Origin of the sequence: Pseudomonas sp. PSE1(2024) (assembly GCF_050990555.1) — a bacterium.
GTDB classification, from domain to species: Bacteria; Pseudomonadota; Gammaproteobacteria; order Pseudomonadales; family Pseudomonadaceae; genus Aquipseudomonas; species Aquipseudomonas aphyarum.
In genome coordinates this window covers 6,390,323-6,403,417 of sequence record NZ_CP158967.1, presented here as the reverse complement: position 1 = coordinate 6,403,417, position 13,095 = coordinate 6,390,323, and the positions used below count along the sequence as shown (strand labels likewise).

At 61.5% G+C, this 13,095-nt stretch carries 8 protein-coding genes; 3 read left to right on the top strand and 5 right to left on the bottom strand.

Going from position 1 to position 13,095, the window contains the following annotated elements:
* Window positions 1–108: 108 nt before the first annotated feature.
* Window positions 109–3,066 carry an autotransporter outer membrane beta-barrel domain-containing protein gene (locus tag ABTV87_RS29275; RefSeq protein ID WP_433898763.1) on the bottom strand — a complete coding sequence of 986 codons (2,958 nt, stop codon included), beginning with the start codon at window positions 3,064–3,066 and terminating at the stop codon, window positions 109–111.
* A 240-nt stretch (window positions 3,067–3,306) separates the two neighbouring features.
* On the opposite strand from ABTV87_RS29275, the gene ABTV87_RS29270 reads away from it, so the two are divergent.
* Together ABTV87_RS29270 and ABTV87_RS29265 are read left to right on the top strand one after the other, a co-directional pair.
* On the top strand, window positions 3,307–4,659 hold the full coding sequence (locus ABTV87_RS29270) for a HipA domain-containing protein (protein WP_433898762.1): 1,353 nt from the start codon (window positions 3,307–3,309) through the stop codon (window positions 4,657–4,659).
* On the top strand, window positions 4,656–4,934 hold the full coding sequence (locus tag ABTV87_RS29265; RefSeq protein ID WP_064379753.1) for a helix-turn-helix domain-containing protein: 279 nt from the start codon (window positions 4,656–4,658) through the stop codon (window positions 4,932–4,934). Before ABTV87_RS29270 ends, ABTV87_RS29265 begins: the two co-directional genes overlap by 4 nt.
* A 30-nt stretch (window positions 4,935–4,964) precedes the next feature.
* Here ABTV87_RS29265 and ABTV87_RS29260 read toward each other — a convergent pair whose 3' ends face one another.
* Genes ABTV87_RS29260 through ABTV87_RS29250 form a run of 3 tightly spaced genes read right to left on the bottom strand, consistent with a single transcriptional unit; the run spans window position 4,965 to window position 6,729 of the window.
* A complete protein-coding gene (locus ABTV87_RS29260) occupies window positions 4,965–5,636 on the bottom strand; it encodes a GNAT family N-acetyltransferase (protein WP_433898761.1) in 672 nt (223 codons plus the stop codon).
* A gap of 12 nt (window positions 5,637–5,648) precedes the next feature.
* On the bottom strand, window positions 5,649–6,095 hold the full coding sequence (locus ABTV87_RS29255) for a GNAT family N-acetyltransferase (protein WP_011336633.1): 447 nt from the start codon (window positions 6,093–6,095) through the stop codon (window positions 5,649–5,651).
* Window positions 6,096–6,105: 10 nt separating this feature from the next.
* Window positions 6,106–6,729: an FMN-binding negative transcriptional regulator gene (locus tag ABTV87_RS29250; protein ID WP_433898760.1), complete on the bottom strand. Its 624-nt coding sequence runs from the start codon at window positions 6,727–6,729 to the stop codon at window positions 6,106–6,108.
* A gap of 92 nt (window positions 6,730–6,821) precedes the next feature.
* Here ABTV87_RS29250 and ABTV87_RS29245 point away from each other — a divergent pair, with 92 nt between their 5' ends.
* Window positions 6,822–8,375, top strand: a complete 1,554-nt coding sequence (locus tag ABTV87_RS29245) for a PLP-dependent aminotransferase family protein (RefSeq protein ID WP_433898759.1) — start codon at window positions 6,822–6,824, stop codon at window positions 8,373–8,375.
* Here the strand turns inward: ABTV87_RS29245 and ABTV87_RS29240 are convergent.
* Window positions 8,372–12,991: a hypothetical protein gene (locus ABTV87_RS29240; RefSeq protein WP_433898758.1), complete on the bottom strand. Its 4,620-nt coding sequence runs from the start codon at window positions 12,989–12,991 to the stop codon at window positions 8,372–8,374. The two genes, ABTV87_RS29245 and ABTV87_RS29240, sit on opposite strands and share 4 nt — an antisense overlap.
* Window positions 12,992–13,095 lie beyond the last annotated feature (104 nt).

Genomic DNA, 13,095 nt, shown 5'->3' with positions numbered 1-13,095 from the left:
GTCTGCTTTTGTAGCCCGGGTGCTGGCAGGTAATGAACCCGCCATGATTACCCAATCGACCAGACGCCTTTACCTACAACACCCGCTGAAATCCGGATTGGCGAAATCTCAGAAACTCATCTGCCACTGCCCGATCAACCCGTGATTTCGGCTGTTGCTGCCAATCTCGCCGCTGTATCCCACCCCCAGCGTATGCCGCGCGGAAATGCCCAGATCCAGCCCTGCTTCCAGCACCAGACTGTCACGATCCAGTGAACTGCCATCGACGTTGAACGCCGTGCCACCCACGACGAAGGCCTGACGGGTCGAGCTGCTGACATCGCCGTAGGTGTGCTTCCAGCCTGCCGCCATCCGTGGGGTCAGGCTCATGCCATTGTCCAGCGAGCTGAGGTGCGCCAGGCGTACGCCGAAGGTGCTGCTGAAGTTGTCCTGGGTCTGGCTGTCGACCTGCAATGCCGCCGCGCCGCCCTTTTCCTGATAGCGGTCGCGGTGATAGCGCTGGTAGCCGAGGCTGGCGAACGGTTCGGCGCTCAGCCGGCCAGTGCCCATGGCGTAGCCGAGTTCGGCGAAGGCTTGCTGGCTGTCGGCGTCGTAATCGCCTTTGGGGCGATCGCTGAAACCATTGAACGCGATGGTGCGCTTGCTTTCGCCCTGATGGCCGCTGTATGCCGCGCCCAGGCGCAGGGCCAGCGGGCCGTTTTGATGCAGCGCGTAAACACCGGCATGCCAGCTCTCGACATTGCCGTCGACGCCGGTGGCGTCCAGGTCGGTCTTCGAATAGCCGCCGAGCACGCCCAGACGCCATTGCGGATTGAGTGCCCAGTCGGCACCAAGCACGCTGCCTTTGGTGCGTTGTTCCAGACCGCTACTGCCGTGTTCGCCATCGAGTTTGCCGTAGCCGCCGATGGCTTGCAGCCAGAGCCGGCCCCGGGCGTTCGGATCATTGAGGTTTCGCGCTTCGGACGGTACGCCGTTGGCAGCGAGGATCGGTGTGTCGCGCTGATCGAGGCCGACCATCAAGCCTGGACTGCCGCCCATCTGCTGCATCGCCGAGAGCATGCTGCTGCCGACCTGGCTGCTGGCGCCGAGGGTGGCGCTGGTCAGGTTGGCGTTGCTGGCGCCGGCCAGTTGCTCGATGGCCGCGCCTGCACTGCTTTGAGTGGTGTTGAGCAAGGCGTTGTACAGCGCATTGTTTTTGCCGATCGAGGCCAGGCTGTTGGCGGCGTTGCTGCCGTTGCCGGTGGCGGCGAATTCATTGAACGCCACGTCATTGCGGGTGTAAGTCAGGTCGACCTGAGTCGGCGTGTAAGCGAGGGTCGGCGTGAGGAACGCGTAGTCGCTGGTGACTGCGCCGAACGTGCCGTTGACCCGCGCAGCCTGCAGCACCGTGTAATGGCTCTGCCACGGATAATTGCCGCTGCCGGGATTGACCGCCAACGTTGCGCCGTTGAGGTTGGCCGTGCCGCCGACCTGGACCGGCGCGCTGCTGCCATCGGCGTTGACGCCGTAGGCGAGGGTGGATGCGCTGCTCATGTTCAAGTCGTGCACGATGGTTGCGGTGCCGAGACGGGTGTCGGTGCGCAACGTGCCATTGACGTTGAGGTTGCCTACCGACCCGCCACCCGCATACACACCACCGACGTCCACGGTCAGGTTGCCGGCGATACCGCCCTGGTTGATCAGCGTGGCGCCGTTGCGCACGGCGCCGCCGTCGCTGAAGTCGCCGCTGCCGGTGAGCGTCCAGGCGCCTTGTTTGACTTCCAGCCATTCAAAGTTGCGGCTGGCACCGAAGCTGCCGCCGGCTGCGTCATCCATCACCACGCGGTCATAACCGCTGCCGCCATCGACCACGCCGACAAAGCGGCTGCCGTTGCGCAGGGTCAGGCTGTCATTGCCGCCGCCCAGATCCAGCGCCAGCCCGTTGCTGCCGCTGATGGTGCCGCCGTTGATCACGTTGTCGGCGAACTCACCGACGAACTTCACGCCGAAACCGTCGAGACCCTGGATGGTGCCGTAGTTCTCCAGCGTGGTGGCCGCCAGTCCTGAACCGCTGCTGCCGTCGTCCACCAGAATCGCGCTGTTGGCGCCGCTGATCAGCGCGTCCTTGGCGTTAAGAATGTACCCGCCGCCGAGCGCAATGCCTTCGCTGCCATTGGCGAAACCACCCTTGTCCACACCACCGGCGCCGACGCCCTGGATGGTGCCGTAGTTTTCGATGTGGGCGATCTTGTCGATGTCCACGCCGTCGCCGTCGCCATTCGGTTGCAAACCGGAATAGGCGCCAGTGATGGTGCCGTGGTTGATCACCGTGCCGTCGCCATCGGAACCGAAACCGGAGCCGTTGCGCCCGGTGATCTGCCCGTAGTTGACCAGCGTCGCCCCCAGGTCGGTGGTGATGCCATGGCGCCCGCCCGAAATCACGCCGTAGTTGGTCACGCTGACGCCGGTCGCGGTGTCGATATCGATGCCGTCGAATTTCTGGTCGGCGTTGTGCGAGTCACCGGTGGAGATCTCGCCGTAGTTGCTGATGGTCGCGTTGGCGCCGGTTTTCATGCCGTCGCTGGCGTCGCCACGAATCAGCCCGCCCGCGCGGTTGATGATCTTGGTTTTGACCCCGTCGCTGCGCAATGCATCGAGGTCCAGCCCCTGGCCTGTGGTCGAGCGAATGGTGCCGCTGTTGTCGATCAACAAGCTGCCGCTGACGAAGTTGCTGTCGATGCGAATCGCGTCGTTGGAGCCAAGAATCTGCCCGCCGCTGCGGTTATAGATGGTGTAGTTTCGCGCCTGGGTCAGGTCGCCGCTGCTGTCGATGGCCCGGCCGCCCGTGGAGATGATCTTGCCGGCGTTGTCGATGATTACGCCGGCACTGCTGGTGCCGTCCTTGAGGCTCACAGCCTTGCCACTGTTGGTGATGCTGCCCGGCGCCGAAATTGTCAGCGTGTCGCTGCCGCCCAATGTCTGCGACGCGGTGGTGGCGGTGTCGATCTGTACGGTCTTGCCGTGGGCGGCACTGGTGGCGAACAGCAGGGCAATGGCAAATGACAGACGCTGGGGCGGGAAGGGCATGGGGAGAACGTCCTTTTTGTTATAAGCGGGGCGTCCTGTATAGCGGAGGGTTTTTACAGAATGATGTCCGTGGCAGACTCAACGGCATCTGCATTATTTTGCGTCTATTTCGAGGGTTTATTCCTTGATCTGCACTTTATTGCAGATTAACGAGTCTCTCGATCTTCTGAAATGCACTATATTGCACTTATAGTTCGCCAAACGACCGCAGCAATGCATTTAATTGCAGATGAGAGCCGCATGCACAACCTGACATTGCAGATATTCGACGCCGGCAAATGGCATGACGCGATGGTGTTGAGTTTCGACTCGCCCGAAAAAGGCTTCGAAAGCCGCTGCAATTTTGGCTACGAGTCGGCGTATCTGGTCGAAAACATTGAGGCCTTCGGTTCCCCTTTTTCCAAGGCAGTGAGTGCGCTGTTTCCCCTTGATTGGGAAGGCCGGCGATCCATCACGCCTGCATTCGTGCATGACATCGCGCCGGCAGGCGCCGCTAAAAGGTTTCTTCTTGCACGTCTGGGGCAGGAGAAACCTGCAGGCATCAGTGCCGATCTTTATCTGCTCGGTCGCTGCACTCCGGCTCCGATCGGCAACATGCGGATAAAAGAATCGGCCGAGGCTGTCGACGAGCGCAAGCCCATCGGTTTTCAGCGTCAGGAGGTCGTCAGTCGTGACCACCGGTTTCTTGAATATGCCTATGAAATGGGGGCTGCGATTGGTGGGGCGACAGGGGCCGGAGGTGAAGCGCCCAAGATTCTCCTGGCGGAGGATCGTGCCGGTCTTCTGTACCCCGATGCTGTGCTGGATGATGAAAACGTCCATCAGCACTGGTTTGTGAAGTTCGCCCGGAATAAAGGAAGTCAAACCGATCAAGACATCCTGCGCAGCGAATTCCACTACTACCAGGCGCTTCAGGCACTGGGTATCGAAACCGTCGCCGCAGAAGGTCTGGCATTAGAGGAAGCGAACAAACCCAGCTTGTGGATGCAGCGTTTTGATCGCCAGGTGACGAGCCGTGGGGTAGAGCGTTTTGCCGTGGAGTCGATTTATTCGCTGGCCGAAGTGACGACGCCGGGAAGTGCGATGAACCATATGGATGTCATTCGCATGCTCGCCGAACTCTGGCGCAATGCGGGGCAAGCGGATCAGATTCCGGCACTGGTGGCGGACTATTTACGTCGGGACCTGATCAACAAAATCCTTGGTAACTCGGATAACCACGGTCGCAATACCGCAATCATTCGTGATGTGGATTCGTATCGTCTGGCTCCCATTTATGATCTGGCCCCCATGGTCATGGATGACGAAGGGGTAACTCGCACGACCAAATGGCCAAAAGAGCTGGAGAGGGCGGGAGATGTCGATTGGCGAGGGGTTTGTCGCGCATTGGCGGATATTTCCGATCCGGATGATCCATTGGCAGGGTTGTCCGACGCGCCGGAGTCTTTCGAGCGCCTGCGTGAAGATGCGCAGTGCCTGGCCGAGTTGCCGGATATTTTGAGCGCCAGCGGTTTGCCTGACCGGACAATGAATCATCCGGGCGTCCACCTGAAAAACCTGGAGCAACGATTGAAAGAGTGGGATCTGAAATGAGCATGACCGTCGCCGAGCGCACCGTGCTCATCGAAAGCATTCAAGAAGCGCTGGCTGAAGGAACCGTAGAAATCGGTGAAGCCGTTCGCCGTTTACGCGTGGAGGTGACCGGGCTGCATCAGACCCAGTTCGCGAAGATGTGCAAGATTTCGGTACGCACGCTGGTGCACATCGAACACGGCGAGGGTAATCAGACACTGAAATCCCTGAATGCCGTGTTCCGCCCGTTCGGGTTGAAAATGGGCGTGGTACGGGTTCGGCGAAACAACAGCTGAACCCGCAACCCGCTTAGTGTCGATCGAGTTTCAAGCGCGGCACTCGGCTAAGCCTTTCACCTGCCCATCCGCCGTCTGATTCTCATCACTCAACCAGCGTTCGAACCCCGCCGCAATCGCCGGCCATTCCGAGTCCAGGATCGAGTACCACGCGGTGTCGCGGTTCTGGCCTTTGACCACCATGTGCTGGCGAAACACACCTTCGAAGCTGAAGCCCAACCGCTCGGCCGCATATTTGGAGCGGGCGTTGCCGTTGTTGCATTTCCATTCGAGGCGACGGTAGCCGAGGGCGAAGGATTCTTTGGCCAGCAGGTAGACCGCCTCAGTGCTTTTCGGCGAGCGCTGCATCGGGGCGCCGAAGGTGACGTGGCCGATTTCGATGCGGCCCTGAGCCGGGACGATCGACATCAGGCTGAGGATGCCTTGCACCTGACCGCTGGCGCGGTCGATGACGCTGAAGAAATACGGATCGTTGTGGGCGGCATGGTTGTTCAGCCAGTCATTGAAGGCGCTGCGCTCCGGAAACGGGCCGTAGGGCAAGTAATCCCAGAGTTTCGGGTCGGCGCCGGGGCCTTGCAGGGCGTTGAACAGGTCGTCGCCGTGGCGCGCCGGGTCGAGCTTTTCCAAGCGGATGAAGCGGCCTTCGATCAGGGTGGTGGAGGGTGGCGGCACGCCTTTCCAGTCAGCGAGAGAAATCGTCATGCGCGTGGCTCCTTAAATGGCTTTGCGAAACTGGATGAAACCCGGGCGCTCGGCGATGCGCTCGTAGAGCTGGATCGCCGTGGCATTGGTTTCGTGGGTCAGCCAGTGCACCTTGCAGCAACCGTCGGCCTTGGCCGTGGCGTACACGTGTTCGATCAGCAGGCGACCGACGCCGGTGCCACGGGTTTGCGGCTCCACCAGCAGGTCTTGCAGGTAGCAGGAGTTTTCGATGCTCCAGTTCGAACGATGGTAGATGAAATGCACCATGCCCACCGCTTTGCCGTCGGCCCAGGCGAGGGCGGCGTGGGTCGGTTCGTTCGGGTCGAGAAAACGCTGCCAGGTGCTTTGGCTGACGGCGTCCGGCAACTCGGTGTTGTAGAAGCGCAGGTAGGCCTGCCACAGCGGCAGCCAGGCCGCGTGATCGGCGGCGCTGACCGGGCGGATATCGATCTGACTCATGGTGATTTCCTTAACGCATCAAGTGAGCGAGGGTTTGATCGTTGATCTCGGGGCTGGCGGCCAGGCCGTCGCGCACGCCGGCGATATCTTCGGCGCTGCGGTTCTGGCTGAGCTTGCGCTTGCCTTCGAGCCGGTCAATCGGAATGGCAAACCCGACGATGGCCTTGAGCATGCCGTCGATGTAATCGGCCGGGGCATCGTCAACCGACCAGGGCTGGGCGCGGCCGGCCTCATGGCGATTGGTGAGGGTGCTGACGATGTCCAGCAGGCGACCACCGTCGCTGAAGGTTTCGGCGTGACCGTAGGCATGCACGGCAACGTAATTCCAGGTCGGCACGACTTTGCCGTGCTCGGCCTTGCTCGGGTAAAAGCCCGGGCTGACGTAGGCATCGGCACCGGGGAAGATCAGCATGGCCTCGGCGCCGTCGCGCAGGTCTTTCCATTGCGGATTGGCCTTGGCCAGGTGCCCGTACAGCGTGCCGTTCGGACCTTGTTCGCGATGCAGCAACACCGGCACATGACTGGCTTGCAAGCCTTGTTCACCGTGGGTCACCAGGATGGCGAGGCGGGTGGCGAGGATCAGTTCGTGCAGTTGGGACAGGTCGTCGATGGCAAAGGCGCGGGGCGTGTACATGGAGAAAATTTCCTTGGCGAATGGCTGCATCGTAGGCAGGCTATTGGTCTGTTGTAAGAGCCATTGATGACCAATTTCATAGGTCCATTGTCATGCCCGATTCGACCACGCTGTCGCTGCCGTTCAACCCTGCGGGTATCGAGCTCGACCGCCGCAAAGGCCTGAGCCGTCAGCTCTACCAGGCCTTGCGCCTGCGGGTGCTCGACGGACGTCTGGCCAGCGGCACGCGCCTGCCGGCCAGTCGCGATCTGGCGGCAGCGTTGGGGATTTCCCGCAACAGCGTGGTGCGCGCCTACGATCAGCTGTATGCCGAAGGTTTCATCGAAGGCCGGGTCGGGGACGGCACTTATGTGGCGCAGTTGCCGCAATCGGTAACGCCCGCGAAAAAATTATCCACAAAAGTATCCACAGGGTTTTCAACAGGCTTACCCACAGCCTTATCCACAATTTTGGCCAATTCCACTGGGAATTTATCCAGCAAAGTTATCCACAGCGGTGCATTGCAGCGGCTTGAGCAGAACCATTTACCGACGCCACCGAGCGGTCCGCCGCGAGCATTCCGGGTCGGTGTTCCGGCATTCGATCTGTTCCCGTTCGACGTCTGGGCCAAGCTGAACGCGGCGTTCTGGCGCAAACCCGATTTGCAGCAACTGTGCTACGGCGACCCGGCGGGCGATGCGCGCCTGCGCGGTCTGATTGCCGCTTATTTACGCAGTTCGCGCGGCATGCAGTGCTCGGCTGAGCAAATTGTGATCACCAGTGGCGCGCAACAGGGAATCAGCCTTTGTGCACAGTTGCTGGTGGAGCCGGGCGCCGGCGTGGGCATCGAGAATCCCGGCTATCGCGCAGCGGGTCATGCGTTCGCCTTGGCCGGCGGTCGATTGCGCGGCATTGCCGTGGACGAAGAGGGCATCGACTGCGCGGCACTGGCGGCCGCCGAAGATTGTCGGGTGGCTTATGTCACGCCGTCTCATCAATACCCGACCGGGGTGGTGATGAGCCTGGCGCGACGCCTCGAACTGCTGGCCTGGGCCGAGCGCACCGGCGGCTGGATCGTCGAGGACGACTACGACGGCGAGTATCGGTACACCGGCGCGCCCCTGGCTCCGCTGGCTGCGCTCGACCGCCAGGGTCGCGTGTTGTACGTCGGCACTTTCGGCAAAGTTGCGTTCCCGGCGCTGCGCCTGGGTTATCTGGTGTTGCCGCCGGGACTGGTGGAAGCCTTTGCCCAGCGGCGCGCGGTGGATGTCCGGCATTCCGAAGTGAGTACTCAAGCGGTGATGGCCGAATTCATGGCGGCCGGGCACTTCCAGCGGCACATCCGGCGGATGCGCCGGGCAGCCCTGAGCCGGCGTAACGCCCTGATCAACGGATGGCCACAAGGATTGGCGGGTGTGGGTGAACTGCCGGCGGTGTCGGCCGGACTGCATCTCACCGTGGCGGTCGACAGCGTGGCCCGTGAGCAGCAATTGATCGAACAGGCCGCCAGCTTGGAAGTGGAAGTCCACGGCTTGAGCAAGTATTGGCTGCCGGACTCAACGACCCCAATCGATCAGCGCGCCGGTCTGGTGCTGGGGTTTGCGGCGGTGCCGGAGCCGGCGATCGAGTCGGCTCTGGCCCGTTTGCGTGAGGTCTGGTGCCGTTAATGGTCTTTCGGTCGCTCCTCTGGCTCTGGTTTGAGGAACAGATCGCGCACCTGCGGATCGACGATGCGCCGTAGTGCATTGCCGACGGCATCGTAGGTGTTGAGTGTCTGCCGGGTCTTGTCATCAAGCGTCTGCAGATAGGCATCGGAAAATTTCAGGTGGGCGATGGTGTACAGCTCATCCGCATCCTTGAGCTGGTCATAGTGAAAGTGCGCCACCCACAGCGGCTTGTCGGCGTTGGTCTTGTCGAGAATCCGGTACTCCTGAAAAAAGTCCCCGCGATGTCGGGTGCGGATACGGCCGCGCGGATCCTTGATCACCTCGACCTGCGCATTGTCGTGCAGCCAGTGGAAATAGGTTTCCCGGGGTTTGCGTTGTTTCAGCATGGCCGCGTAGGTCTCGATTCCTTCAGCGCGGGTGCGGGTTGCGCCTTCGCGCAGATTGGCGCTGAGGGAGGCGACGGGCCATGGATCCTTCTTCGCGCTTTTTCTTCGGACAATCGCCTCGTCGACGTCGCTGGCCGCTTGCTTGAGTCGTTCGACTTGCTGCTCGAACATGTCGCGGATGTCTGCGGGAATGCGCCCTGGCCGCTTGGCGTCTTCGCGGGTCTTTCTGTTGAAGCTGTAAATGTTCGCTTCAAGTTGCATGGCCGATGAAAGGAGGTCCTCGTCATTCGTGGGCACCTTCGGTTCGGGCCGTTGCGTGGAAAGTTTGACGAATGCGGCCTCTGTGCCGGAGTCGCTGTCCGGTGCAGGGGCAGCCTGCTCATCCACCTCGGGGCGTGGACGGCTCTTGGAGACCTTCACTTTGGGCTGCGATGCAGAGGGCTGCGCCTGGGACCTGGCGGGTGCCGATCGTTCCTCCGGTTCAGGTAGCTCCGTGGTCAGGCGTTCGCGAGCTACCGCGTGGAATTCGCCGATCAGCTCGCGCACCCTGTCGAGCCGGGCCTGGACGAATTGGCCCGGATGGGCGGCAGGCAACTGTTCCACCTGTTCGCCGAGGCTGGCGAACAGGTCGTTCCACTGCGACAAACGCTCGATACGGGCCGGCTGTCCGTCGGCGGTCACCGCTGCTTTGCTCAGCTGAATCAGCTCATGACTGGCGTCGGCAGCCGTGGCCGTAATGATCCCGATAGCGACGCGAGCGGCATTCATGGCCGCCCCCGGCTGTTCCACGACACAGCGTTCGTAGGACATGCCGATTTCATTGGCCTTGAGATCGAGCGGGCTGAAGTCCGGCAGTAGCAACTCCAGCCGTGTGGCCACTTCTCTGGCCTTGGCGGAGTGGCTGTTCAGGATTTGCAGTGAGCGGTCCAGTGTCTGCAGGTTGGCAATCATCTCGTCGCTCAACGCCGTGGCAGCGGTGGCGATATCGATCTGGCGTTTGCGCGGTACCGGTGTCTGGTGAGTCGCGCTGTCGACGAATATCTGTGTGGCCTTCGCGTACATGCGCATTTTGACCCGCAGCCACGAGCCGAAGCAGCGGTGCTGACCCAGGGTCAGGCTCATCAGCTTGGCCTGGTGGACCGAGCCACCGCCCCCGGCCTCGCGCCAGATTTCCAGCTGGGCCAGAGCCTGGGTGTAGTCGTTGCCCAACTTTGTGGCCCGGTCCAGATAAGTGGCTGCGGAGACCTCGAATCCCGCTTCGCTGGTGTCTCGTGGAAGGGCTATCAGCGCTCGCAGCAGTTGTGTTTTCGCTTCGGTTTCCCGTGCTTCGAATTGCTCCAGCTTCGCCCAGGCGTCGTCCATGGCCTTTTTTTTGGAACGACGGAATGCCTCGATCCGGCTTTTCGGCATGCCGCCGCGCAAGCGCAGTTTCGGATCCCAGTGCCATTTTTCGGCAGTCTCGTCGTATTTCAGTGCCATGCCGATTCGTTGTGGATCGGCCGGATCGACGATGTGAACCGGCTCGTCTGCCGGGGCGAGCACTTGAAACCAGCGCGTGCCGACTTGAGCGCAGGTCTTGCCCTTGAGGGTGTACAGGTGAGTGACCGGTGAGGCTCGTTTGCCGCTCAAGTCAGGTGTGGCGATCTTGAAACGGTCGAGCATTGCAATGAACCGTGCGCTGGAGTCCGGTCGCAGCAACGTGTCAGGTGCCAGTTGAGTGAGATGCCCGACAGGCACGTCGCCGGTGGTGGTCAGCGGATCCAGTGTGACGGACGGTGGGACCTCGAGGGTGGATGGCGGGAAACCGGTTGACGCCTCGTTATCCGGCAGCCGTTCGCCAGCCTCGTACGGCTCGCTCAGGCGCGGCAGCCATGAACGTTTGCGTCGCGCCACGACGTGTTGGGTCAGGATAATGCCGAGCGTCAGCAGGACATCGGCGGTGGATTGCCAGGTCACCAGAGTGTCGTCGCGGTCCTGGGCATCGAGCGCCTGCTGGATCTGTGTGATGGTCTGCCAGACCCAGACGGCGGTGCCCGCCGCTCCGCTCATGAAGTTCGCGGCAACGCTGAAGATCGCCCAGCCGCTGTCCGCGAGAAGTGCCCAGCGTCGCTCACTGTTGGACTGCGACTGGCGGTTCGCGAGGTCCACCAATGCCTGGCTGTTTGCCGCGTATAACGCGGCGAGGATGTCGCCTTCGAGGGGCGCGTTCTCCAGTTCGAGCGGACCGGTCAGGTCCAGGTGCATGAACGGTTCGGTGGCCAGTTGCGTGACAATCCATGGCGAGGGCAGGCCGACCGGAAAGGCGTACTGCGAGTATTCGAAACTCAGTGCGGCGCTGCCCAGCCAGGCCAGTACCGAGTTACGCAATTCGCCGGCCTGATACAGCGCATACATCAGGTTCTGCAAAGAGGCGAACTGCGTCAGCGGCGTGTCCAGCAGTGGCCGGTACAACAGGCAGGGACCTTGAGTGTGGTCTCGCGGACAGATGATGAACATGTTGGCGACCGTGTCCGAACGCCGGCTCAAGCGGCGGCGAGGGACAAACGCCAGTGGCCGGATGGTCACCGGATGTTCGCCTGTGGGCAGTTTGCGGCTGATGGCATCCATCAGTTGGCAGACGTAGGCATAACCGCGTTCATCGACGCCGCCCCGGTGCTTGAGTTTGCACTCCAGCGCGAGCATCGGCAGGAGCGTCGGCAATTGGCTCAGGTAGTGGGTCTTGTGCGCAGCCGAGCGGATCGGGTCATCGATCAGAGCGCGTTTGATCAGTTGCGGGTAATGACTGCCGATATCGACCTTCTCCGCGATGGCGGTCAGGAAGTCCACGGTCAGCCAGGCCGGTACGGCTCGGCCATTGTCGAAAGCGATCGTGGCCTGATAGGGCGGGGCATTTTGCAGGGCGAATTCGCCCAGGGTCTCGGTTAACCGGTCAAATGGATTGGGCAGGGTGAAGCCACCGGTTTCGAAGCTGTTGGTCACGCTGATACGCAGGTGTTCCAACGGCAGGTCGGCAGCGCCCTCGGCACGTTTGTCGGCGATGATTGCTTCGCGCATGCGGCGTTCGGCGTAGGGCTTGAGCAGAGGGAAGTCGTCGTCCTTGAATACGCCGGTCTCGGCGTCGTTGCGCAAGTTTGCGAGCTCGGCAATGTAGCGACTGTAGTCTTGCTGGTCATGGACAGAGCCGTCTTGCAACCAGTCGGGAATGGCCTCCTCCAGCTGGTCGAGCCGGGCTCGTTCACGCGAACTGAAATGCCCGTGGCTTTGTCGCCCGGAACTGGCGTGCGCACTGATCGACTGGCTGGCGGGATCCAGTGCTTCGATGGCGCTGAGCTGGTTGCTGATCAGCGCCTGTGCGACGGCATCGAAGACGTTTCCTTCAGGCTCGATCAGGCGCCATTTCAAAGAGCGGTCGGACAACTCCGGGGCGATCCGCTGCGGGAGCGTTTCGCCCAGCCTGGTCAGCGATTCGAATGACTCATAGCCATCGGCAACGGTGTACATCAACACACGCTGCCGCTGTTTGACGGTGGCGGTCAGCACCAGCGCACCGGCAATGAGCAGGTGTGCGCTGTCCTCGTCTTCGACCAGGTCGATGTCCATCAGGCAGGCCTTGAGCCCGATGTAATCGCTATTCACGGTCGAGCGTTGTTTGCGGTCGGGATGCTGCGCGACAAATTGCGCCAATGCACATTCGTCGGCGTCCCAGCCGTTGGCCGACTGCACATTCGCAGCCGAACACAGCAGATCCGACAGCTCTTGCCAGCGTGGCTGGCGATTGGCGGATTCATTCCAGTAATCGAGTTGGCGCTGCTGATATTCGAGGAACAGAAACGGTGCGAGGTCGTTCACCAGCGAAGTGATGTCATCCATGCTTACCGGCAGCAGTATCGGCGGGATCGCTTCGGGTGTACGGGTCAGGAAGTGTTCGCCTTCGATGTAGTCGGCGGTGGTCTTGTGCAGGCAATGCTGGATAAAGGCGTGGGTCAGTGATTCGAAGGTAAAGACCCTGGCAGCGTTCCGGGCGGCGTCCGATTCACGCAGGGGCGTCGCGAGCTGGGTGCGATCCGGATCGAGGTGTTGCCCGGGATAGCTTTTGCTCAGCGCTTCGCGCAACAACGCCGAGGCGACTTGATGCATCGAGTAGCCCTGGCCGATCAGCTCGACCAGTCGACTCTGTTTCAGCAGGAGAGGGGAAACACTGGGTGCAGCAGTGGTGGCAGATTCAGTCATGGTCATGTCCACGGGGAAAACCCGGACACTAAAATCCCGGCCACGGCGCGATGCGGTACATAGATCTTGCAGGCAAAAAAAGACCCGCGAGTGCGGGTCTGTTC